Origin of the sequence: Ornithinimicrobium faecis (genome assembly GCF_023923225.1) — a bacterium.
Taxonomy (GTDB): domain Bacteria; phylum Actinomycetota; class Actinomycetes; order Actinomycetales; family Dermatophilaceae; genus Ornithinicoccus; species Ornithinicoccus faecis.
The window spans coordinates 2,050,261-2,073,966 of the sequence record NZ_CP099489.1 but is presented as its reverse complement, the minus strand read 5'-3'; the positions used below and the strand labels follow the sequence as shown (position 1 = coordinate 2,073,966).

The window sequence follows — 23,706 nt, the reverse complement described above, 5'->3', positions numbered from 1 at the left end:
ATCCCCGATGATGTCTCCGTGGATGTTCCCCTCGAACCTGACCTGCCGCGCTCCGTCCTGGGGCTGCAGCAGATGACGCCGCGCCAGCAGTTGCGGGCCGGGCGCCTGCCCAGGCGGCTGATCCAGTTGTTCGTCGGTCTCAGCATCTTCGGCTTCTCCATGGCGATGCTGATCCGCGGCGGGCTGGGAATGATCCCGTGGGATGTCTTCCACTTCGGAGTGGCCAGCCACGTGCCCCTCAGCTTCGGCATGATCGCGATCCTCGTCGCCCTCGCCGTGCTGCTGTTGTGGATCCCGCTGCGCGAGATGCCCGGGCTGGGAACCATTGCCAACGCCATCTGGGTGGGGGTGGCGGCCGACTTCGGCCTGGCCGTGCTCACCACACCGGACTCCTTGGTGCTCAAGATCGCCCTGATGGTCGGGGGCATCGTGCTCAATGGTTTCTCGACGGCGCTCTATATCGGCGCGCAGTTCGGCCCCGGCCCCCGCGACGGTCTGATGACCGGTCTGGCCCGGCGCCTGCCGATCAGCCTGCGCCTGATCCGCACCGGCATCGAGGTCATCGTCGTGATCATCGGCTGGGTGCTCGGCGGCGTGGTCGGGCTCGGCACCGTGTTGTTCGCCCTGACCATCGGCCCGCTGACCCAGTTCTTCCTGCCACCTTGGATCGTGCGCGTCGACCCGCCGCCGGCCCGCGAGGCGGTCCGGTCAGCCCAGTGAGTGCACCAGGTCGACCACGCGAGTGAGCACGGTCGGGTCAGTGTCCGGCAGGACCCCATGGCCCAGGTTGACGATGTGCCCCGGCGCGCTGCGGCCCTCCTCGATGATCTGGGTGACGCGCGCCTCGATGACCTGCCAGGGGGCAAACAGCAGCGCTGGATCCAGGTTGCCCTGGACAGCGAACCTCCCGCCGGTGCGCTGGACGGCGTCGGTCAGGGAGACACGGAAGTCCACCCCGATCACGTCGGCGCCGGCGTCGGCCATGTCCGCCAGGAGCTCCCCGGTGCCGACCCCGAAGTGGATCCGCGGCACCGCGTCGCCCACTCCCTCGAGAACAGCCCGGGAGTGTGGCTCAACGAAGCGCAGATAGTCCGCGCGTGGCAGCGCCCCGACCCAGGAGTCGAACAGCTGCACCGCCGAGGCCCCCGCGTCGATCTGCACCTGCAGGAAGGTCTGGGCGATCTGCGCCAGCCGGGCGCACAGGTCGCTCCACAGCTGCGGGTCGCCATGCATCATGGCCTTGGTGCGCTGGTGGGTCTTCGACGGGCCGCCCTCGACGAGATAACTCGCCAGCGTGAACGGCGCCCCGCTGAAGCCGATCAGGGGCGTCGGACCCAGCTCTGCGACAAGGGAGCTGACTGCCTCCGTGATGTAGGGCACGTGCTCCGGCGCCAGCTCGGGGAGACGATCCAGGTCCGCCCGGGTGGAAAACGGCTCCGCGACAACAGGTCCCGTGCCGGCCACGATGTCTAGGTCCACCCCGATCGCCTTCAACGGCACCACGATGTCGCTAAACAGGATCGCGGCGTCCACGTTGTGCCGGCGCACCGGCTGCAGGGTGATCTCAGTGACCAATTCCGGTGTCGCACAAGACTCGAGCATGTTGGTGCCCGCCCGCAACTCGCGATACTCCGGCAGGGAGCGGCCCGCCTGCCGCATGAACCACACGGGCGTATGCCGAGGCGCCCGGCCCCTGGCCGCCTGCACCAGAGCGCTCTGGCTCGGGTCGCTGGGGGCCGGCGCCTCGGCATACGAGGGGCTGTTGGGGGTCTGCGCGGTGGTCTCAGGGGTGGTCACGCTGTCCGATCCTGCCACGCCGGGCTAGGTATCCGGCATCCAGCCGTACGCGCCACCACGGGCGGTGACTACGCCACCTGGAGCCACAGTTACGTCACAGCTCAGCAGGTCGCGCGGTTCCCTGCTACGTCGGGTCGTCGCGATGCTGCAAGCACGACAACAGACGACAGGGGAGAACCCATGGCACTGACCGAAGCGCAGGCAGCACAATTCACTGATGCCTACACCAACGCCTTGATCACCAGCTGGTCCGATGCGGAGTATGCGGCGCGCCTGGAGAACGACAGTCGAGCAGCTCTCGCGGAGGCGGGGCTCGAGTTGCCCGCGGAGGCCCAGATCATCATGGTCCGCAACCCCGAGCCGAGCCAGGCCAGCGACCAGCAGGGCAGCCTCGAAGTTCAGCTCGGCCTCTACGAGCAGGGGCTGCAGACCGGCCGGTTCGAGTTCCACATGCCGCAGACCCCACAGGTGGACACCTCCGAGCTGGACCTCGGCGAGCTCGCCGAGCTCGCCGGAGGCATGTATTGCTGCTGCTGCCCCTGCTGCTGCTGCGGCTGAGGTCACATCACGCCGCCTCACAGTGTCTGAAGGCCCAACTCCCGCACGCACTGCTCTGCCCGTGCTCGGCGTGGCCTGCCACGACATGTCGGTGGGCGCGCCTACGCTGAACGACGTGGTGAGCCGCATCCAGTCCCGGCCGCGCAAGGCGTCCGGAGGTGAGAGCGTGCGCGACGAATCGACCTTCGCTGAGGCGTTGGCGTCCGTGCACGCAGCAGCGCTGCGCCCGGAGGTCCTGATCGAGGAGGTCCCGGCCCCCACGCGCCTGGCACCGTCCGCCCTCGCCCTCGCTGGTGAAGTGATCCCCAGTCGCAACGCCGACGACGAGCCGATCGCGACCGGCCGCTTCGTCCTGCTCCACGACCCGGACGAGCCCGAGCCGTGGGAGGGCGCGTGGCGCGTGGTCACGTATGCCAAGGCAGCCGTTGAGCCCGAGGTCGGCCACGACCCGTATGTCGGGCGCGTGGGCTGGTCCTGGCTAACCGACGCGCTGGAGCACCGGGGCCTGACCTGGGCAGCCGAGGCTGGCGCCGTCACGTGCGTGCTGAGCGAGAGCTTCGGGGCGCTCTCCGACCGTGAGCCGACCGTCGAGATGGAGATCCGCGCCTCGTGGACCCCGCTCGATGGCCACCAGATCGATGACCACCTCCAGGCCTGGGGCGACCTGTTGTGCACCATCGCTGGCCTGCCGCCGCTGCCCGAGGGTGTCGTTGCCCTCCCCCAGCGCCGGTAGGGTCCAGAGGCGATGACGGACACCGACGAAACAACAGCCGACCGGGGAGCCACCGACGCGGAGGACTCCGAGACCCCCTCCTACGAGCAGCTCACAGCACCAGCCGACGGCGTCCCGCCCGTCGTCGGTGACAAGCAGGCGCTCGCCGACGTGGTGACCGCCCTCGCCGGGGGCGCTGGCCCGGTGGCCGTGGACGCCGAGCGCGCATCGGGCTATCGCTATGGCCAGCGTGCCTATCTCGTGCAGTTGCGTCGTCACGAGGCCGGCACCTTCCTGATCGACCCGATCGCCCTGCCCGACCTGAGCGCCGTGCAGGACGCACTGTCCGACGCGCAGTGGGTGCTGCACGCCGCCACCCAGGACATCCCCTGCCTGGCCGAGGTCGGCCTGCGCCCGCCCACCCTTTTCGACACCGAGCTGGGCGCCAGGCTCGCCGGTCTGCCCAAGGTCGGGCTGGCAGCGGTGCTGGAGCACTATCTCGGGGTCAGCCTGGCCAAGGAACACTCGGCCGTCGACTGGTCCACCCGCCCCCTGCCCGAGCCCTGGCTGCTCTATGCCGCCCTCGACGTCGAGCTGCTGGTGGAGTTGCGTGACGCGGTCGAGGCCGACCTCACCGCCCAGGGCAAGCAGGACTGGGCCGCCCAGGAGTTCGCCGCCGAGGTCGAGTTCACCGCCCGCGCCCCACGTGAGGACCCGTGGCGCCGCACCTCTGGCATGCACAAGGTCCGCAACCGTCGCATCGCCGCCCATGTCCGCGCCCTCTGGACCGTCCGCGACCAGATCGCCCAGCAACGGGACGTGGCTCCCGGCCGGATCCTGCCCGATGCGACCCTCGTCGACCTCGCCGTGCGCCAGCCCGAGAAGCCGGCCTCGCTGACCTCAGGGCGCTCCGTGGAGTCGGGTCGCTCGCGACAGCGCCGGGCTCAGCAGGGTCTGCAGCGTTATCAGCAGCAGTGGCTGGAGGCGATCCGCGAGGCCGGGGCCCTCACCGACGATGAGCTCCCGGACCTGTCCCGCCGCAGCGACGCACCGCCTCCGGCCAGGGCCTGGGCCGACCGCGACCCGGTGGCGGCCGCCCGGTTGGCCAGCGCCCGCACCTCGATGAGCGAGCTCTCCGAGGAGGTCAAGGTCCCGGTGGAGAACCTGCTGACGCCAGAGACACTGCGCAGGGTGCTGTGGACTCCACCGGAGACGACCGATGCAGAGGCCGTGGACGCGGCGCTGACTGAGCACGGCGCTCGCCAGTGGCAGCGCGAGCTGGTCACCCCACTCGTGGTGGAGGCCCTCCACGCGAGCGAGGACGCCACCGACTGAGATTCCTACCCGCCAGTAGCCCTCACCCCGTGTCGGCGCGTTCTTATCTCATATGTGATCTACAGTGGAACCCATGACCGAGAGCTACCTGTCCCGCGTCGGCGCCCTGATCCGTGACGCCCGCCGTCACAAGAATCTGACTCAGGCCGAGCTGGCGGGGCTGCTCAACACGAGCCAGTCCGCGGTCGCCCGCATCGAGCAGGGCAAGCAGAACCTCTCCCTGGAGATGCTGGCGCGCATCGGCGAGAGCCTCGACTCCGAGATCGTGTCCGTCGGCAGCGCGCTTCCCCAGAACCTGCGGATCAATGGCGGCAAGCGTCTCTCCGGCGAGATTGACGTGCGCACGTCAAAGAACGCTGCGGTCGCGCTCCTGTGCGCCTCTCTGCTCAACAAGGGCAAGACCACGCTGCGCAACCTGGCCCGCATCGAGGAGGTCAACCGCATCGTCGAGGTGCTGACCAGCATCGGGTTCAAGATCCGGTGGCTGGCCGACTCCTCCGACCTTGAGATCGTCCCACCTGCCACCATCGACCTGGACTCCATGGACGAGGCCGCCGCACGGCGCACACGCACCATCATCATGTTCCTCGGCCCACTGATGCACGAGCTGGACGAGTTTGAGCTGCCGTATGCCGGCGGCTGCGACCTGGGCACCCGCACGGTCGAGCCGCACATGGTCGCGCTGCGCCACTTCGGCATCGACGTGACCGCCACCATGGGCAGCTATCACGTCACCGTCGACGCCGACCGTCGCCCGACCCGGCCGATCGTGCTCACCGAGCGTGGCGACACGGTGACCGAGAACGTCCTGCTCGCCGCCGCCCGGCACCCCGGCACCACAGTCATCCGCAATGCCTCCTCCAACTACATGGTTCAGGACCTCTGCGTCTTCCTGCAGCAACTGGGCGTGCAGATCGAGGGCCTGGGCACCACGACGCTGACCATCACGGGGGTCGCGGAGATCAACCAGGAGATCGAGTACTCCCCCTCGGAGGACCCGATCGAGGCGATGAGCCTGCTCGCCGCTGGCGTGGTCACCGGCAGCGAGATCACCATCAAGCGGGTGCCGATCGAGTTCATGGAGATCGAGTTGGCTGTGCTCGACACGATGGGTCTGCGCTATGAGCTCTCCGAGGAATACACGTCCGCCAACGGGCACACCCGCCTGGTCGACCTGCGCACCATCCCCGGACCGTTGAAGGCCGCGATGGACAAGATCCACCCGCTGCCCTTCCCAGGCCTCAACATCGACAACCTCCCGTTCTTCGCGATCATCGCGGCGTGCGCCGAGGGGTCGACTCTGATCCACGACTGGGTCTATGAGAACCGCGCGATCTATCTGACGGAGCTGTCCACCCTCGGCGCCAAGGTGCACCTGATGGACCCGCACCGGGTGATGGTCGAGGGCCCGACCAAGTGGCGCGCCGGCGAGATCATGTGCCCGCCCGCACTGCGCCCCGGTGTCGTGATCCTGCTGGCCATGCTCGCCGCCCCCGGCGAGTCCGTGCTGCGCAACGTCTATGTCATCCACCGGGGCTATGAGGACCTCGCCGCCCGGCTGAACAACCTCGGCGCCGACATCCAGACCTTCCGCGACATCTGACCAATTTTCGTAAAGGTCTCGTACGCCTTTCCCGCAACTTCATAGAGGTCTCGTACGCCTTCCCCGCAACTTCATAGAGGTCTCGTACGCCTTTCCCGCAACTTCATAGAGGTCTCGCACGCTCCTGCCCGGTGACTCAGTCAACAGTCCGGTGCCACGGCATACGCCCGCAGTCGGTAGCGTCAGGAACGTGACCCGAACCGCCTATCTCGACCACCCCGGCCCCATCCCCCTGGCTCACCGGGGGTTCAACCGCGACGGGTGGGAGAACTCGATGACGGCCTTCCAGTCGGCCATCGACCTCGGGTTCCGCTACCTCGAGACGGACGTGCACGCCACCTCCGACGGGGTGCTCGTGGCTTTCCACGACGAGAGCCTGGACCGGGTGACCGACGGCCAGGGACTGATCCCCCGTATGCCGTGGGCGCAGGTCTCGCAGGCCCGCATCGGTGGTGTGGAGGAGATCCCTCGGCTGGAGGTCATGCTCGACACCTGGCCGGAGGCACGGTTCAACATCGACATCAAGTCCGCCGGGGCCATCGGGCCCCTCGTGCGGGTCATCGAGCGTGCGCGAGCCCACGACCGCGTCTGCGTCACGTCCTTCTCCGATGCCCGGCGGCGGGAGGCCCTGCGCCGCCTCACCAGGCCAGTGGTGACCTCTGCGGGGCAGGGCGTCACCGCCCGCTTCCGGTTGGCCGCCCAATCCGGCCCTCGTCGGCGCGGCAAGCAGGTGACGACCGCGTTGCGCGACGCCGACGGTCTCCAGGTGCCGGTCGCCTTCCGGGGAATCCGTGTGGTGACGGAGCAGACCGTCGCCGCTGCCCACGAGGCAGGCAAGTTCGTGCATGTCTGGACCATCAACGACGCTGACGAGATGCACCGCCTCCTGGACCTCGGCGTCGACGGGCTGGTGAGCGACCGGGCCGACGTGCTCAAGGCGGTGCTGACCGAGCGGGACCAGTGGTTCTGAGACTGCCTGCCGGCCGCCCGATGAACTGACCAAGACAACACGCCCGCTCGTCGCGGTCGGGCTCGTGAGTGCGCGCTCGTCGCGGTCGGGCTCGTGAGTGCGCGCTCGTCGCGGTCGGGCTCGTGAGTGCGCCCACCGCCCCCATCAGGGCGTTGCGCGCACTCGCGACGACATGAGCCCACCCTGTGGGTCGGCCAGATGTCGAGCCTGTGGATGAAGACCGCGCGAAGCGCGCCGATGCTGGCAGTCTCACTCGATGGATCACGACGAGACACTGCTCCAGTGCTACGGGATCATGACGACGGCGTTGGCTCGCCGGCGGGGCCTGACACTCAAGGCCATTGCACATCGGGTCCGGACTGGACGTTGGCAACGGGTGTATCGCGGTGTCTATCTCACCAACTCCGGCTCGTTGAGTTGGGAGACTCGAGCCGCTGCTGCCCTGGCCAGCATCGGGCTGCCGGCCGTCCTGGGAGGCTTCTCGGCCCTGGCTGTCTATGGGTTGGAGAAGAAGGGCGGCCGCCTGCACATTCTGGTCCCCAACCGGCGCAGTGCCTCGTGTTCTGGGGCTCGCGTCGTCCGCGTGCGAGCGATGCCCAACAAGACCTACATCGTCAAGGGACTGCGAGTGGTCTCGGTCGCACATGCCGTCATCGACGTCGCGGACCGACCGGGCATCCCGATGGATGATGTGATCGCGTTGTGCGCCAAGGTCTGCCAGCAGGAGTTCACCACGGCTGAGGATCTCATCGCTGAGCTGAGCAGTCGACGGGCACACCTGCGCCGTGCCGACCTTCGTCTCGTGCTGGGTGACATCGGAGACGGCATCGAGTCGCTGGCCGAGCACCGCTTCCTGCAACGGGTCGTGCGGGCACACGGTCTGCCCGAGTTCAGCCTTCAGGTCCAGAAGGAGCACGGGCGGGTGGACTTCGTCAACGACGACTTTCGGCTCGTCGTCGAAGTCGACGGCATGCTCTGGCACGCGGGCGACCGATTCCGCAGCGACCGCCGCCGAGACCGCAAGACCAGCGCCGAAGGCGGGCTCTCAGTGCGAGTGACCTGGTGGGACGTCAGCGACGACCCCTGTGACACCGCTGCAGATCTCGCAAAGACGCTGCGCCACCGTGGCTGGACAGGCACACCGCGCCCCTGTTCCAAGGACTGCCCGCTGAAAGACAACGTCGCGGTGCAGTGACGACGGGTGACAGTGTCCACCACCCACTCGCGAGTGCACTCAACGCCCCTATGGGGGCGGTCAACGCACTCACCAACCGTCGAGGTCAGGACGACTCGTCGTGTCGAGGTCAGGACGCCTCGTCCCTTGCCCTGCCGCCGCCGGTGTCCCTTGCCCTGCCGCCGCCGGTCTCCCTTGCCCTGCCACGGCCGGTCTCGCGAGGCGGGGCGAGCGCGATCAGAGTGACGTCAGACTCCGCGACGTCCGACTCCTCAGTCAGGACGCTCGCCTTGGTGCCGTCGTGGGTGAACATCAGCACGGCGTCGGGGTTGCGCTCCTGATAGTGCACTAGCGTGAACGTCTCGGTCAGCTGCGTGCGGCGCACGGTCATCCCGTTGGCCACCCGCTCCTCCAACTGCGCGTAGGTCAGGGCAGGCCGGAACGGGGTGCGGGCCGCGAGCTTGTGCGAGCTGCTGGTGCGCTCGGTCTGCTTCGTGGCTGTCGAGCGTGCCGCGGTCCTGCCCTGGGCGGTGACTGCTGAGGCGCTTTCCGGGATGCCACTCGTGACCGACGCGTCCTCGGGCTGGAGCGAGTCCTCGCGGCGCACCTGATAGACGTTGGCACGGCCCAGCGTGTGGGTGAACTCGCGAGCGGCGCTCGTGTTGGTGCCGTCGTCGTCGGTCGCGGCGATGAAACTGCCGATGCCGGCCAGGTCGAGGTCGTTGATGGCGTAGTCGGACAAGATGTTGGTGCGCTCGGTGCGCACGCCGTCCATGCGGGCACGCCGCAACTCACCAGCGTCCTGACTCACCAGGATCGTGGGCACGCCCAGCTCTCCCAGCGCCCCAGCCACCTGGCGCACCCACTCCTGCGACCCAGCAAAGACCACGCCCTGGGGGTTCGTCGTGGCCAGACCCAGTCGCTCGGCCAGCCGCCCGACGCCCAGGCCATAGACGGCCACCGTGACCACGATCGTCACGAAGACCAGCGGCACCATCGCCTCGGCCTCCTCGGCCAGCTGGACCAGCGCCTCACGTCGCTCCCCGGTGACTGTCTCGGCGGCATGCTCCAACTCCAACGCAAAGATGCTGGTCACAGCCGCCGCGACGATGCCACGCGGAGCCATGCCCGACATCAGCAGGCGCTCCTTGCGGGTCGTCTCCGTGCCCATCAGCCCCAGCCAGATGCTGACCGGACGCACGATCAGGATCAGCATCGCCACGAAGCCGAGCGCCATCCAGAGGTTGTCCAGCACCTGCTGCGGCGTCACCCGCCCGGCGAGGATCACGAAGAGCACGCCGACCAGGAGCACCTGCAGGTGTTCATAGAACTCCTTGACATGCTCCAGGTGCAGCGTGCGCCGGTTGCCCAGGACAATGCCCAGAATGGTCACGGTCAGCAGGCCGCTCTCCGACTGGATCATGTTGGACCCGACGAGCCCGCCGGCAGCCACGGCCAGGAAGAGCGTGCCATGCAGATAGTCGGGCACCAGGTGCCGCACCATGACGAACTCCACCACCACGGCGAGCACCAGGGTGAACAGCAGCGCCACGCCGACAGAGATCGCCAGGGTGAGCAGAGCCGTGCCGAGGGCGTCCTCGCGGTTGCCGACCAGGACCGCCTGATAGACCAGCACCGCGAGGATGGCACCGATCGGGTCGACCACGATGCCTTCCCAACGCAACAGTGAGGAGATGCGTCGGGTCGGGCGCAGCTGCCGCAGGATCGGGTTGATCACGGTCGGGCCGGTGACCACCAGGATGGCACCGATCAGCAGCGCCAGTTGCGGGTCCAGCCCCATCAACCAGCCGGCAGCGGTGATGAGGGCCCAGGCGATCACCACCGTCACCGAGCACAGCCGCAGCACGGGCTTCCCCAGGTCACGCACGTCGGCCAACCGCAGGGTCAGGCTCCCCTCGAACAAGATGACGCCGACGGCGAGGGTCACTGCGGCGAAGAGGACATCCCGCCCCAGGACCTCGTCAGGACTGACGAGGGTGCCGCCGAGGAAGCCGAGGATCAGCAGGAGCAGGATCGAGGGGATCTTGAGGGCCCAGGCAAGCCACTGCGCGAGGGCAGCGACGACGAGCACGGCGCCCAGATAGACGACAGGTTCCACGAGCATCTCCCTGCAGGTCAGCGGTCGCGATCCCACCAGCGCGGGCGCGGGGCGGCCTCACGCTACGCAACGCACGGGTCTGGCTCAACCGCACCTGCGCGCGACGGACTGCCCCAGGCCAGCCGTATGCCGACAGTCACCCCCGAGGCAGGTGCCCGTCGGCATACGGCTGGCGTGGTCACGGTGCGCTAGGAGGCCTGCCTCCGGGCCAGGCCGGCGAAGACCCCCTCCTCGGTCTCCATCAACTCCTCGTAGGTGCCCTCCTGCACCACCTTGCCGTCCTCCATCACAAAGATGCGGTCAGCGTCCCGGACCGTGGACAGGCGGTGGGCCACGACCAGGCGGGTGGCGTTCAACTGGTGCGTCGCCTCGGCGACGATCTGCTGGGTCGGGTTGTCCAGCGCGCTGGTGGCCTCGTCGAAGATCACGATGCGAGGCCGGTTGACCAGGGCGCGCGCGATCATCAGCCGCTGGATCTGGCCGCCGGACAGGCCGTGGGAGGTCTCGTTGACCACCGTGCTCAGCCCCATCGGCATCTCCTTGATGACGTCGGCCAGACCGGCCATCTCGGCGGCCTCCCAGATGTCGTCCTCGGTGTAGCGGCCACCGCCAGCGATGTTGTCCCGGATGTCCCCGGGCATCAGGGCACCGGACTGCAGCACCACGCCGCACTGCCGGCGCACGGCGGCCAGATCGAGCTCGCCGAGGTCCTGACCGTCAAACAGGATGCTGCCGCTGTGGGGGCGCTCAAAGCCGAGCAACAGGCGGATGATCGTGGACTTGCCACTGCCCGACGCCCCGACGATCGCGACGAACTCGCCGGGTCGGATGTCGAGGTTGACGTCCTCCAACACGAGCGGGCCATCCGCGCCATAGCGGAACGAGACCTGCCGCAGGGTCACCTGGCCATTGAGGTCACCCGGATGCGCCTTGCGCAGACCGGTCTCGGTCTCGGCCTCCAGGATCGGGCGCAGCGAGCCCATCATCGGCACCATGGCCGCCGCCGTCAGGACGCTGCCGGTGAACTGCAGCAGGGCGTTGAGGAGCAGGGTGAAGGCTGTCATAAACGAGAGCAGCGCCGGCAGCGGAACGGCCGTGGACAGCATGTTGGCGGTGGTGAAGACCGCCGCGAGTGCGAGCACGGGATACATGCCGTTGAAGACCGTGACGACATCCTGGATGCGGCGGCTCTCCAACTGCTTGGCCTGCACGGCGCGCTGTTGCACCGACCAGCGCAGGAAGGCCCGCTCCTCGGCGGCGGCACCACGGATCTTGCTGATCGCCGAGAGGGTCTCATAACTCATCGCGGACAGTTGCTGGTCCGCTTCGTAGCGCTCCTCCTCCACGGCCATGAGGCGGCGCCCCGCCAGCCAGCAGACCGCGAGGGCGACGACCACCAGTCCGACGCCGACCAGGGCCAACTGCAGGCTGTAGTAGAAGATGAGCAACAAGTTGGCCGAGGCCACGATCAGCCCCAGCGCCGCCGCCACCACCACGCCGGACAGGACCTCCTCGGCTGCCTTGACGCTGAGCACAATCGTGCCGAGTCGTCCCGAGGAGTATTTGTGGAAGAAGGTCACCGGCAGGTCCATCAGCCGGCTCCAGACACCCGTCTGCGTCTTGGCCGTCATGGAGCCCTGGATCCGCAGGATGGCGAGGTTCTGCACGATCGAGAAGGCGCCGGCGACCAGTGCGCTGGCGATCACGGCCAGACCGCCCTGAATGATCATCGAGCGGTTTGCTGAGGCCACGAAGGAGCCCAGGACCTGACCGTTGAGGATGGGAGTCAGCAGCCCGAGGAGGCCGACGAGCGTCGCCATCGTCCCGAACAGCCAGAACTCCGAGCGCAACCCGCTCAGGCCGTGCCGGAGCAGCCCCTTGACGGTGCTGACATCAGCGGGCAGCCGCGGATAGACCACCCACGCCGCCTTGCCCGCCTGGTGCTTGTTCTCCCGGGTGACCCGCACGGGCGTGTCCAACCAGGAGGCCTCGACCAGATAGCCACCCTCATAGGGCACGAAGGCCGCCGGCAGGTGGTCCAGGCCCCAGTAGCCCACCAACGGGCCCATCTGCTCGGTCCACCACTGGCCTTCCAGCTTCAGCGGCCTGGTCCGCACCCAACCACCCGAGCCCAGGTCGTCGAAGTCGGTGATGTCACGCCGGTGCACAACCTCGGGGGGCACATCGGTCGGGGCATGCAGCACCCGCAGCACCCGCTGGACCGCTGAGACGTGGCCGGCGACCACGCCGTGCCCGGCCACCGGGTCGGCATTGGCCTCGGTCTGCATCAGCCGGTCGTTCTCGGCACGCACCGTGTCGAGCACCTGCGCGTCCCGATCGCTGATCCGCTCGAGACGCTCCAATGCGGCCCGCTCCTCGTGCTCTGCCGACCTGTCGATGGCGTAGAGGAAGCGGGTGTAGTGCGTCACCAGACGTCGCCACACCTGGTCGTTGGCGATGATCTCGTGCGTGTCGGCGGTGCTCAGTCGGGTGACCCCACGCATGGTCAGCCAGTCCTGGCGGGTCAGGCACAACACATCGCCCGTGCGGTGGCTCTGCTCGAGCTGCCCATTGACCTGCACGTGCCCGTCGGTGACATCAACCCACAGGAGTCCCTCAACCGATCGCGCCATGTCGCCTGCCTGCAGCTCCAGTCGGCTCCCCGACGACAGGGCCACGAAGTCGCGGGGTGGTGGCCCTGACCGCAGGCCGTGGGCGATGGCCCGGACGGTGGACTCCACCCCCGATGCAAGCGCCTCCAGCGCCGGGCTCGAGTCGTCATGCTCAGCCAGCTCGGCGCGCACGGCTGTGCGCAGCGACGGCAGCACCACCGACTGGACCGTGGCGTCCTCAACCCGCCGCAGCAGGATTCGGTGCCGGGGGCCGGCCACCGGTCCGGCGACGACGCCCCCGGCGCCCAGCCGGCACAGCGAGCGCCAGGGCCCGTGGGTCGTGCCGTCCTTGATGGTCACCAGGAACAGGTCCACCTGGCCGGACTCCACGATCAGCCACTCCTCCGGAGAGGTCGCCAGCAGCACGTCCTGCTCCGACCAGGCCACCTCGGTGGCCTCACCAAGGAGAGCCGACAGGTCGCGCCCCCGCTCATCCGCGGTGCTCATGGTGTTTCCTTCCGCTGGGACTCAGATCGCACCAGTTCCGCATACAGCCCGTCGCGGGCCATCAGGTCGGCGTGCCGACCGGACTCAACTACCTTGCCGTCGTCGAGGACCAGGATCTCGTCGGCGTCGCGGACCGTGGAGAGTCGGTGGGCGATCAGCAGGAGCGCGCAGCCACGGCGTCGCAGGTGGTCCATCACGGCCTGCTCGGTGAGCGTGTCCAGCGCGGAGGTCGCCTCGTCGAGGATGAGGACGTTGGGGTCGGTGACCAGGGCGCGGGCCAGCTCCAGGCGCTGCTGCTGCCCGCCGGAGAAGTTCTTGCCGCCCTCGGCGACCTGGGAGTTCATGCCACCGGCGCGTCGCGAGACGTCGTCAAAGACCTCGGCGTCCTTGAGGGCTCGCACGACCTGCTCATCGGGGATGTCGGTGTCCCAGAAACAGATGTTGTCCCGCACGCTGCCCTCGAACAACACGGTGTTCTGGTCGACATAGGAGACCGACGCGGCGATCGACTGGCGGGACCACTCGTGGCGCGGACGCTCGTCAAACAGGATCTGCCCACCCGTGGGTTCCACCAGCCCGGCTGCCAGTCGTCCGATGGTCGACTTGCCACTGCCCGAGGCTCCGACGAGAGCCACGCGGCGCCCTGGCTCCAGCCGCAGTCGCAGGTCGACGATGTGCGGGTCAAGCAACGGCCCAAAGGAGTAGTCGACACTGTCGAAGCGCAGGGTGCCGGCCAGCCGCCCGCTTCGGCCTGCACCCGAGCTGAAGGCAGGGTCGGGCACATACTGCTCGGCGTCCCGCAGGCGGTGCAGCTGGGCGCTCATCTCCTGCAGCTGGCCCGCCTGGTTGGTCAGCTGGGTCAGCGGCCGAGTGAAGGAGGTCAGCAGGGCCTGGAAGGCAAAGAGCAGGCCGACGCTGATCGCCCCGTCGGCGACCCGCAGTCCACCCACGAGCATCACCAGACCGGAGTTCACGGTGGCCAACAGGGGTGGGACCACCGTCAGCAGCGCCGTGGGTTGTCCCAGTTTCTGCGACTCGGTGATGGTGCGGGCCAGAAAGCCCGACCACCGCACAAAGGAGGCGTGCTCCGTGCCGGACGCCTTGACCGTCTCGATCGAGGAGATCGTATGCAGCGTGGTCACCGCCAGGCGTCCCTCCTCGGCCTCGAGGGCGGTCGAGTTGTCCACCCGGCGCCGCATCACGGCACGCAGCACGATCAGGTTGATCAGCGCGACGCCGATGGCGAGCGCCCCCAGCACGAGGTCCTGCCACATCAGCACGGCGCCATAGACCACGATCAGCAACAGGTTGACCATCGTGACGACGAGGTCACGCGTCACGGTCTGCGAGACCTGAATGTTGCTGGTGATCCGGCGGCCGAGCTCACCGGCCCTGCGCTGCATGAAGAAGGCGATGGGAAGGCGCAGCAACTGATACATGAAGCGCCCGGTCGAGACCAGGGCCGTGCGCGCCTCCACCAGACGCAGTGAGGAGGTCTGCACCCGGGTGAGGATCAGCGTGGCCGTGGCGCACAGGACGAGGCCCAGGATGAGGGGCAGGACCGGCCCGAGCCCGGGGTTGCCATAGACCTGGTCGAGATAGATCTGGGTGAAGATGGGCACAACCACGCCGGGGATGACCAGCACCACGCTGGCCAGCAGCGCCAGCGGCAGTCCCCTGCCGCTGCGGGTCATCCGCTCCTGCAGCAGCCCGAGGATCCGGGCGGGCTGACCGCTGGGCTCAAACTCCTCGGAGGGCTGCAGGTCCAGAACGATGCCGGTGAAACCCTCGTCAAACTCCGCCAGACTCATCCGGCGCGGCCCCGTCGCGGGGTCGTTGAGCAGCACCACCGTGCCGTTGCGGCGCTTCTCAAAACCGTTGACGACCATGAAGTGCTGGAAGGCCCAGAAGATGATGACCGGGCGCTCCATCTCCATCAGCGGGCCGATCTCCATGCGCTGGCCCTTGCCAACCAGGCCATAACTCTGGGCAGCGTCGATGACGTTCTTGGCCGAGGCACCATCGCGCGAGGTGCCACACGCGATCCGGAGCTCCTCGAGGGGCACGAACCGCCCATAGTGACCCAGGATGATCGACAGGCTCGCGGCCCCGCACTCCACGGCCTCCATCTGGATGACCGTGGGGGTCTTGCGCACGGCGCTGCGGCGCTTGGCCAGCCCCTCGACCTGCTGCTCGATCCGCGGCTTGCGCTGAGTCTTGGCGTTGGCCACGGTGCTCAGCCCCCGATCAGCATGCTGATCGGTGAGATGGATCCCAGCTCGATCTCGCCCTCGACGGGGGTGCGCGAGTTGAGGGTGATGGGAGGCCCGGTCTGGCTGGTCCAGACATAGCCGGACGGGTTCTGCAGATCCTGCTCCAACTGGACGACGACGAGGTGCGGCCCGATCAGGTCTCCCCCACCGGCCTGGTCGGCACCGGCCACGGAGGCCGGGCTCGCCTGGCTGCCACTGATTGAGGACAGCTGCGCCCCGGACAGGGGGAAGGCTCCGACCTCAGCGACCGTGCCCTGCAGCCGTCCGAAGGAGCGCGGGCTCACACCCGGCACGGCGACGGTGACGGTCTGCCCCTCCCGGATGAACGGGATCTGTTGGGCGTCCACCAGGAGCTGCACCTGCAGGCCCTGCTGATCCGCGCCCACCTGCTCCAACTGCAGGAGTGGGGCACCCGGGGAGACGAGCTGTCCGACCTGGCTCTGCAGCGAGACGACGCGGCCGTCCGCGGGCACGGTCACGGGGACCTGCTTGCCGTTGTTGGCCTTGATGGTGGCCACCGTTGTCCCGGCCTTGACATCCTGCTCCGGCTGAGCATCGACGACCTGCAACGTCCCACCGACCGGCGCCTGGACGGAGACGACGCCACCGGGATAGGCCAGGGCCCCCGACACGGTGGTCGTCTGCGGGATGCTGCCCAGGATCGCCCAGATCAGGACGAAGACGGTGGTGATCAGGACGACGAAGACCGCGACCCAACCGCGCGAGCTGGCCAGGAGCATCGGGGAGTCCAGCTGGTCTGGCTGCCGGCGCCGATCCAGCGCCTTGAAACGGAATTTCATGAGGTGCTCCAGGGACTCTCGGGGACGGATCCGGGATGACCGGCGACGAGACCGCCGACGACACCCTCGGCCAGCGGCGAGATGCCGGTGGTCGTCGCAAAGTGTGAGGTGGCTGCGCCACCCAGACCGCAGACCCCCAGGCCCATCGCCGTCGCATTGAGATAGAACGTCTGATAGAGCACGCCCACGTGCTTGAGGATCAGGGCGTAGGCCATGGTTTGGTATTTCCACATCAGCCGACCGAAGCGTGCGGTGATCAACAGGCCGAAGGGCGCGGGCTGATCGAGTGTCGCGGCCTGCTGCAGGTCGTTGACCAGGACGGCCACCTGCGCCTCCTCGTCGGTGACCAGGTCCAGGGCGTGCCGGTCGGGGGCATAGCGCCACAGGCCGCGCTCCAGGTGCGGGCTGCCCGGGGCCACGACATAGACGTCCAACTCGTGCATGGACCCACCGGAGGGGTAGGGCCGGTCGACGACATCCACCCCACGCTCCGGCTCCCGGAAGATGCCGCGGGACCGGCAGGTGCGGAACAGCAGCTCGCCCAGCTCGGCCAGGCTCGGGTGCTCTGTCGTGAAGTCCCGGATGGATCGGCGCCGTTCCACGACGTCGGCCAGCGGCAGGTCGCTGGACCGGAGGGCGGTCAGGTCCGGGGTCGGCAACTCCAGGCTGTGCTCAGCTGCCTCACGCACGTAGTCCAGCGGCTCGAAGTCCTCGCCCAGGTGATAGGTGCCGCCGTAGGCGTCGGAGGAGCCGGACTCGTGCGAGAGCCGGTGCACCCACAACTCGGCCGCGCTCCACTGCCGGTGCTCGCGGTCGGTGGCGGGCTCGACCTCCCACAGAGCGGCGGACTCCAGGAACCTTGCCACTGCCGAGCCGTATGCGGACTGGTCCAGCAGTCCCCCACCGACCAGCACGGCGAGCACGCCCGGGTCCAGGGCGACCTGTAGGTGACTGAGACCGGACTGGATCGTGGCCCGGCCGCCCTCGACGGTGATCACGGCCAGCGGACTCAGCCGACCGGTCTCCGGAGCGGTGCGGGCGAGGGTGACTGGCAGCGGGCCCTTTCCAGTCAGGCGGGCCAACTCGACGCCGTCAGGGTCGAGGAGCACGTGATCGAGCACCCCCACCTGCTGCAACTTGCCGATCACCGCCTGCAGCAGTCCGGCCCGCGTCATGCCCCCGGCGCCCCGAGTCACCTCCAGCATCAACTCGGAGAGTTCACGTGGCCCAGCCTGCAGGGACTGCACGGCATCGATCACAGCCGGGTCGCCCAGGCGGATCGGCTGGGCCCACAACGGCGTCGTGACGCTCAGCGTCCCCGGGTCCTGACCCACTGCCAGCCGACAACTCTGGCGCACGGCCAGGAGGTGCCGAGTCGCGGCATACGGAGCAGTGCCGTTGTCGGTGCCGTGCACAGCGCTCGTCGTGGTGCTCGTCGTGGTGCTCGTCGTGGTGCTCACGCTCGTCGTCCTCCCTCGTCGACTGGTCGGTGCCTAGAAGAAGACGCCCACGGGGTTGAGCTCGTCCTCGGTCTTGGGCCGGTCCAGCCAGCCCAGGGCCACCGGCACGTCATAGACCCGGCCCGGGGCGGTGCGCTTCCAGAAGTGGCGCATGCCGGGGGCAAAGACCTTGGCCACCGCCAGCTCAATGTCTGGCCGCGTCTGGTTGACCACAACCGTCTCGATGCCGGCACGGTCGAGATCGTCCACGCAATAGCGCACCAGGTCGTCCATCGCCTCCGGGATGGGCCGCAGGAGCTGGTCCCGGGTCACGAGCGGGGCGTCCGGATCCGGAGCGACCCAGGCGTCCTTGGCCACGGTCGTGTTCTTGCACCACTCGAGGGTGGCCGCGTCGTCCACGCCATAGACCGTGTTGCCGTCCTCGTCACGGTCGGCAATGAAGGGCAGGAACTGGTTGAGCTCGGTGAGCGCCCGGAACAGCGCGATGTCGGGGTCGGGGTGGGCCCCGAACGCGACCATGATGTCCTCGACCTCATGATCACGGCGGGACACCGCCGCGAAGGTGGGCACCGCCAGGTCGTTGGACAGGTCCAGGACCCAGATCTCGCGGTCCATGGTGGCGTAGAAGGCCCGCATCCGGTCGATGTACTCGTCCTGGAAGGAGTCGAGGTCAACTGCCGGGCGCGCCACCCGGTTGAACCACCAGAGGGCGACGGCATCGCGCTCGTAGACCTCGCACAGTCCCTGCAGGATGGCCTCATCCAGGGTGTTGCCTGCCGCGCCACCGTTGGAGTCGGTGATCGCGTAGCCGTGATCCTTCAGGTCAGGGTGACCGAACCAGATCATGCCGGAGGGGACCAGGACCTCCTCCTCGCGGCTCAGCGACCACGCCTTGGTGAAAGAGATCTCACGCGTCTCGTCGAACGGGCTGGGGATGCGCTGCAGCCGGTTGCGGGGCTGGCCGTTCCACTCGTGCCTGCTCGCATACTGCGCCTCGGAGAACTGGAGCATGTCCTTGGGGTGCAGGGCACGCTGGGTCAGGTCCTGCCAGGTCGATCGCACCTCGGGGATGTCCGGGGACCAGACACCGCTGAACCGCTCAAGGGCCTCACAGACACCGGAGACCTTGGCCTGCAGCTCCGTGCGCCCCTTGCCCCCGCTCTGCCCGCGCATGTTGCCGCGCAGCAGCTCCATGTTGTCCGACATCATCCCGAAGTTGTGTCCGGCGACGAAGGAGTAGGTGATGCCCTCGCGGTCGTTGTTGAGCGACTCGAGGTGAGACACCGCCCCGAGCAGCGGGCTGATGTGGTGCTCCAACCGGGCGAAGGTCTGGGCGGGAGTGACCACGCGATAGCCACCGTCGACGCGGTGGGAGGCGATCTCGGGCATCAACTTCACGTCGTTGGTTGGACGTTGGATGTCCGTGGAACCGCTCACCGGGCACTGCGGCTGACTGACCAGCGTGTGGGTCGAGCTGCTCAGATTGAGCACGTTGAGAGTGCGCATCTCCCCCTGGAGGGCGCCCCCGAGGCCAGCCGCAACGGAAAAGACCTCGGTCGCGACCAGGCCGGCGAGGACGCCTGGAGCACCCGGGCTGAGGCCGGCCGGCTTCTGCTTCGGCAGGCCGGTGCCCTTCTTGGTCGCGATGTAGCGCTCGGCCTGTCGGTTGGCGCTGAGCCGGTCGGCCAGGCACTCCCAACAACCGGTCTCGCCCGGCACGAAGCGCGGCCCCACCCAGATGGTCCGGCCGAACGGCTTGGCCAGCATCCAGCTGCGCTTCTCCTCGTGCAAGCGTGCGTTGAGTTCAGCCAGCTCGTCGTCCAGATAGTCTTCGACAACCACCACGGTGAACGCTGCGTCTCCGAGGTCGTCCGGTCCCTGCGCGTGCCGCCCGCTGATCCCGACCTGATCCAGCGCCTGCTGGATCGCCGCGACCGTCCCGGTGCCCGTCTCGTCCAGCACCGCGACAGCAAAGTCGGTGGCGGCCTGGGCGAAGCCGTCCGTGGCCCTGCCCCAGCTCTCGACGAAGGCCTGGCCCGGGTTGCCCGTGTCTGGTGCCGTGACGACGTGCCCGGCCTTCTGCAGCTTCGCGATCTCCAGGAAGACCTGGTTGGGCGCCATCTCCTGGCTGAGCGCGAGCATGATGTCGGCCGGGGTGCGGCTGCCGTCGATCAGGGCAGCAACCTTGGTGGTGGCCGGGTTCTCGACGATGATCACCTGCTCCTCGTTGAGCAGGAACAGTCGTTTCCCATCCAGGGGCTCCACCTGGTAACTGCTACGGAAGCGCAACGAACTCATGCCTCGAACTCCTTGTGGTCAGCAAAAGATGGCGGGCGGTCCCCCCTACGATGAGGGTCGGCTGCCGGCACCGCCCGGGTGCAGCCTGGGGTGGCGCGGTCAGTAACGGGGCTTGCGGGTGAGCAGCCAACCACCGACGAAACCCATCATGGCCAGGGCGCCGAACAGGACCGCGTTGCCCGTTGCAGCGGGCTCCTGGGCCAGGTTGACGACACACAGGACGACGCCGACGACGCCCCAGATGAAACAAAAGATGGCGATGAAGGTCTTCAGGTTCTGATTCATCGGCTTGCCAGTCTGTGTTGTGGTCATGGTGCTTCTCCTTCGGTGGTGGGGGCAGAACCCATCGAGACGGGCCCGGGCTTGCTGGCCCGGACCAGGTGGACATAGACGCAGACAGACCCTGCGGGGTCAGCGAGGATGGCTTGCCAACCCCGGGTGATGGCCGCAAGGTCAGCGAGGCTGAGGACGCCGGTTGACACGTGCGGCACGTGCCGCTCGGGTCCGACGTGCACGGCAAAGTCCTCAATCGGTCGCTCGCTCGAGGACACCGCGTCACGGACCTGTTGGGCGTGGACGAAGCCCACCGCCTCCAGCTCGGGCGCCACCTTGCCGATGACCATCCGGTCACCGCCGTCAGCTGCCTGTGCGTGGTGCAACTTGGCAAAGATCGGAGCCAGGCCGGGCTGCAGCGGAGTGGTGACGCCAGACGCCGTGTCATCCACGTCAACGACGTGCACCCGCCCACCGGGTGCCAGGACGCGCAGCACCTCGGTCCAGAGGTCCAGGCGTGCTGCCGGTGTCAGGTGCTGGGCGACGAAGCGCACGAGCACGTCGTCGACGCTCTCGTCCTCCACCGGGATGCGACCATCCTCGATCAGCAGGCTCGGCGCAGGCACCAGCGCGAGCAGCTCCGGGTCGACGTCGACACCGACGACGGTGGCCTCGGGCAGTCGCTCGCGTAACCGGGTGGTGATCGCACCGTTCCCACTGCCCAGGTCGAGCAGCGTGCCATCGGTGCGCAGCCCACCCTCGCGCAGCAGACCGAGCTCAACGTCGAAGGTCAGCTGGGCCTGGCGGTCGAGACGGTCCATCTCGTCCGCGCGTGGCCGGCCGGTCCCCGGGCGGTAGGAGCTGGTCGGCGCGCGGACCGTGGCCCCCTCTGCGCTCTTCGTGTGCGTCGGCATAAGTCGACTCCACCAGCCCCACTGACTCCACGGCAAGGGGTGCAGGGGGTCTTGCGCATCGGTTACGTACCTGACCGCGCCCGGTGCACCGCCTACGTATCCACGTGCTCGGCGCGTACGTGTCAGCTCAGCATCGTCGGACCTTCCCTGGTGCGTGGGTCGCTGGCCAGCATGGGCACCGTGCAGTTGATCCGTACGGACCGGCTGACGATCAGAAGTCACCACCCACACGACAGGGAGATCACGATGACCATCACCGAGCAGCAGAAGAATGCGTTCGTCGACGCCTACACCAAGGCGTTGGTGACCAGCTGGTCCAGCGAGGAGTATGCCGAGAAGCTGGAGAGCGACCCCCGCGCCGCTTTCGCAGAGGTCGGCCTGGAGCTGCCCGCCAACGCCACGATCGAGATCGTGCGCAACATCGGCAAGACCGACACCCCAGAGGGCGCCCCGGCCGAACAGGGCACCCAGAGCGAGGGCGGCAGCCTGGACCTGCAGCTGGGCCTGTACGAGAAGGGCCTGGAGACGGGCCACTACGAGTTCCACATGCCCGAGACCCCGCAGGTCGACACCAGCGAGCTCGGCATCGACGAGCTGGCCGATGTCGCCGCAGGCGGCATCTACTGCTGCTGCTGCCCCTGCTGCTGCTGCGGCTGACCACCTGCGCATCGGTTACGTACCTGGCGCGCGCGTCGCTCCCGCGTACGTATCCGGCACTGCCGGGTTACGTGTCACCTCAGCATCTCAGGTCCTTCCGCAGAGCGCGGTTGCCTGACCACGATGGCACTACCACCGTTCACCCCACACCACAGGAGCACCACAGTGACGATCACCGAGGAACAGAAGAACAGTTTCATCGACGCTTACACCAAGGCGTTGGTGACCAGCTGGTCCAGCGAGGAGTATGCCGAGAAGCTGGAGAGCGACCCCCGCGCCGCTTTCGCAGAGGTCGGCCTGGAATTGCCAGCTGACGCCCGCATCGAGGTTGTCCGCAACATCGGCAACCAGACGCCGGCCGAGAGTGCTCCCGCCGAGCAGGGCACCCAGAGCGAGGGCGGCAGCCTGGACCTGCAGCTGGGTCTGTATGAGAAGGGCCTGGAGACGGGCTACTACGAGTTCCACATGCCGGAGACCCCGCAGGTTGACACCAGCGAGCTCGGCATCGACGAGCTGGCCGATGTCGCCGCAGGCGGCATCTACTGCTGCTGCTGCCCCTGCTGCTGCTGCGGCTGACCACCCAGGTGTTTGGGGTGCCTCGTCGAGGCCGCCCGAACAGCGGCCCCGACGAAGGCTGGTGGCTCAACCGGTGGGGTTCCCCCCACCGTGCAGGGTCTGGCATCCGCGACGTTTGCGCATCACCGGATGTCGAGCAACCACCACCTCCAGTCTAGGTCACGCCGGACACCGACTCAGCACCACCGCCACACCACCACCGTCGCCCAGCCGGGAGACACAACCTTCAGGAGAGAGTCATGACGCTGACCGCCACTGAGAAGACCGACTTCAGCACCACCTACCTGCAGTTCCTTGTCAAGACCTGGACCGACGAGGCGTTCGCCGCCAAGTCCGACGCCAACCCGCGCGAGGCGCTCGCCGAGGCTGGCATCGAGTTGCCCGCCGACGCCACGGTCGAGGTCGTCAAGCACGAGGACGCCGAGTCCTACACCGAGGGCGGCGACAACAAGGCCGCCATGGAGGCCCAGGTGGCGCTCTTCGAGAAGGGTCAGACCACCGGCCATTACCGCTTCCACGTGCCGGGCACCCCCAACGTCGACACCGAGGAGCTCAACGCCGTTGAGCTGTCCGACGTGGCCGGCGGCTTCGAGCCCTGCTGCTGCTGCTGCAGCTGCTGACACAACCGTGCTGGGGGCCGGCAGGCGGCCCCCAGCACGGCACCCACTCCACCGATCCGCAGAGGGGACCGAGATGACTGTCATCGATTCTCAGACTCGTGCCTTCACCGACGCCTACACCCGTGCCCTGACCTCCAGTTGGGCCAGCGACGACTATGCCGAGCGCCTCCAGAGCGATCCGCGTGCCGCCCTCGAGGAGGTCGGACTCTCCGTGCCGCCCCAGGCCCAGATCGAGATCGTGCGCACCCAGATCACCGACGACTCGGATGAGGAGGGTCTGGAGGCCCAGATCGCGATGTGGCTCGAGGGTCACCGCACCGGCACCTACCGACTCCTGATCCCGGACCCCCCGGAGCTCGACACGGCTGAGCTCGACCTGGACGACATGGCGACCATCGGCGGCGGCTTTGCGTGCTGCTGCTGTGGCCCCTGCTCCTGTTGCAGTTGA

General features: G+C 68.1%; 20 protein-coding genes. 11 read left to right on the top strand and 9 right to left on the bottom strand.

Annotation, left to right across the window (positions count from 1 at the left end):
• The first annotated feature begins 72 nt into the window (after nucleotides 1–72).
• Nucleotides 73–720: a membrane protein YczE gene (yczE, locus tag NF556_RS09535; protein ID WP_252595766.1), complete on the top strand. Its 648-nt coding sequence runs from the start codon at nucleotides 73–75 to the stop codon at nucleotides 718–720.
• On the opposite strand, the gene hemE is transcribed toward yczE, so the two are convergent.
• Nucleotides 709–1,797: a uroporphyrinogen decarboxylase gene (gene hemE, locus NF556_RS09530; protein WP_425607070.1), complete on the bottom strand. Its 1,089-nt coding sequence runs from the start codon at nucleotides 1,795–1,797 to the stop codon at nucleotides 709–711. The two genes, yczE and hemE, sit on opposite strands and share 12 nt — an antisense overlap.
• A 180-nt stretch (nucleotides 1,798–1,977) precedes the next feature.
• Here hemE and NF556_RS09525 point away from each other — a divergent pair, with 180 nt between their 5' ends.
• The 6 genes from NF556_RS09525 (at nucleotide 1,978) to NF556_RS09500 (ending at nucleotide 8,170) form a co-directional block, all read left to right on the top strand.
• Nucleotides 1,978–2,355, top strand: coding sequence for a hypothetical protein (locus NF556_RS09525; protein ID WP_252595398.1), 378 nt, complete (start codon nucleotides 1,978–1,980; stop codon nucleotides 2,353–2,355).
• A gap of 115 nt (nucleotides 2,356–2,470) precedes the next feature.
• Nucleotides 2,471–3,088 (top strand): DUF3000 domain-containing protein, encoded by a 618-nt coding sequence (locus tag NF556_RS09520; RefSeq protein WP_345780144.1) that lies wholly within the window; start codon nucleotides 2,471–2,473, stop codon nucleotides 3,086–3,088.
• A 12-nt stretch (nucleotides 3,089–3,100) separates the two neighbouring features.
• Entirely contained in the window at nucleotides 3,101–4,402 is a 1,302-nt protein-coding gene (locus NF556_RS09515) for an HRDC domain-containing protein (protein WP_252595397.1), read from the top strand.
• Between the two features lie 73 nt (nucleotides 4,403–4,475).
• Entirely contained in the window at nucleotides 4,476–6,005 is a 1,530-nt protein-coding gene (locus tag NF556_RS09510) for a helix-turn-helix domain-containing protein (RefSeq protein WP_252595396.1), read from the top strand.
• 190 nt (nucleotides 6,006–6,195) lie between these two features.
• Nucleotides 6,196–6,975, top strand: a complete 780-nt coding sequence (locus NF556_RS09505) for a glycerophosphodiester phosphodiesterase family protein (RefSeq protein ID WP_252595395.1) — start codon at nucleotides 6,196–6,198, stop codon at nucleotides 6,973–6,975.
• 256 nt (nucleotides 6,976–7,231) lie between these two features.
• Nucleotides 7,232–8,170 carry a DUF559 domain-containing protein gene (locus NF556_RS09500; protein WP_252595394.1) on the top strand — a complete coding sequence of 313 codons (939 nt, stop codon included), beginning with the start codon at nucleotides 7,232–7,234 and terminating at the stop codon, nucleotides 8,168–8,170.
• A 109-nt stretch (nucleotides 8,171–8,279) separates the two neighbouring features.
• Here NF556_RS09500 and NF556_RS09495 read toward each other — a convergent pair whose 3' ends face one another.
• The 8 genes from NF556_RS09495 to NF556_RS09460 all read right to left on the bottom strand — a co-directional run bounded on the left by NF556_RS09495 (nucleotide 8,280) and on the right by NF556_RS09460 (nucleotide 21,405).
• Nucleotides 8,280–10,268, bottom strand: a complete 1,989-nt coding sequence (locus tag NF556_RS09495; protein WP_252595393.1) for a cation:proton antiporter — start codon at nucleotides 10,266–10,268, stop codon at nucleotides 8,280–8,282.
• Nucleotides 10,269–10,456: 188 nt separating this feature from the next.
• Nucleotides 10,457–13,387, bottom strand: coding sequence for an NHLP bacteriocin export ABC transporter permease/ATPase subunit (locus tag NF556_RS09490; protein ID WP_252595392.1), 2,931 nt, complete (start codon nucleotides 13,385–13,387; stop codon nucleotides 10,457–10,459).
• Nucleotides 13,384–15,618: an NHLP family bacteriocin export ABC transporter peptidase/permease/ATPase subunit gene (locus tag NF556_RS09485; RefSeq protein ID WP_252595391.1), complete on the bottom strand. Its 2,235-nt coding sequence runs from the start codon at nucleotides 15,616–15,618 to the stop codon at nucleotides 13,384–13,386. Before NF556_RS09485 ends, NF556_RS09490 begins: the two co-directional genes overlap by 4 nt.
• A gap of 5 nt (nucleotides 15,619–15,623) precedes the next feature.
• Entirely contained in the window at nucleotides 15,624–16,460 is an 837-nt protein-coding gene (locus NF556_RS09480) for an HlyD family efflux transporter periplasmic adaptor subunit (RefSeq protein WP_252595390.1), read from the bottom strand.
• Nucleotides 16,457–17,920, bottom strand: a complete 1,464-nt coding sequence (locus NF556_RS09475; RefSeq protein ID WP_252595389.1) for a SagB family peptide dehydrogenase — start codon at nucleotides 17,918–17,920, stop codon at nucleotides 16,457–16,459. Before NF556_RS09475 ends, NF556_RS09480 begins: the two co-directional genes overlap by 4 nt.
• Nucleotides 17,921–17,953: 33 nt before the next feature.
• Nucleotides 17,954–20,218, bottom strand: a complete 2,265-nt coding sequence (locus tag NF556_RS09470) for a TOMM precursor leader peptide-binding protein (protein WP_252595388.1) — start codon at nucleotides 20,216–20,218, stop codon at nucleotides 17,954–17,956.
• Nucleotides 20,219–20,317: 99 nt separating this feature from the next.
• Complete coding sequence (locus tag NF556_RS09465; RefSeq protein ID WP_252595387.1) at nucleotides 20,318–20,530, bottom strand: hypothetical protein; 213 nt, start codon at nucleotides 20,528–20,530, stop codon at nucleotides 20,318–20,320.
• The gene (locus NF556_RS09460; RefSeq protein ID WP_252595386.1) at nucleotides 20,527–21,405 is read right to left on the bottom strand and encodes a class I SAM-dependent methyltransferase; all 879 of its coding nucleotides are present in this window, start codon (nucleotides 21,403–21,405) and stop codon (nucleotides 20,527–20,529) included. The genes NF556_RS09465 and NF556_RS09460 overlap by 4 nt, the downstream gene beginning before the upstream one ends.
• Before the next feature lie 246 nt (nucleotides 21,406–21,651).
• On the opposite strand from NF556_RS09460, the gene NF556_RS09455 reads away from it, so the two are divergent.
• The 4 genes from NF556_RS09455 (at nucleotide 21,652) to NF556_RS09440 (ending at nucleotide 23,706) form a co-directional block, all read left to right on the top strand.
• Nucleotides 21,652–22,062 (top strand): hypothetical protein, encoded by a 411-nt coding sequence (locus NF556_RS09455; protein ID WP_252595385.1) that lies wholly within the window; start codon nucleotides 21,652–21,654, stop codon nucleotides 22,060–22,062.
• Between the two features lie 165 nt (nucleotides 22,063–22,227).
• Nucleotides 22,228–22,638 (top strand): hypothetical protein, encoded by a 411-nt coding sequence (locus NF556_RS09450; protein ID WP_252595384.1) that lies wholly within the window; start codon nucleotides 22,228–22,230, stop codon nucleotides 22,636–22,638.
• 239 nt (nucleotides 22,639–22,877) lie between these two features.
• Nucleotides 22,878–23,258 (top strand): hypothetical protein, encoded by a 381-nt coding sequence (locus NF556_RS09445; protein WP_252595383.1) that lies wholly within the window; start codon nucleotides 22,878–22,880, stop codon nucleotides 23,256–23,258.
• A 73-nt stretch (nucleotides 23,259–23,331) separates the two neighbouring features.
• A complete protein-coding gene (locus NF556_RS09440) occupies nucleotides 23,332–23,706 on the top strand; it encodes a hypothetical protein (RefSeq protein WP_252595382.1) in 375 nt (124 codons plus the stop codon).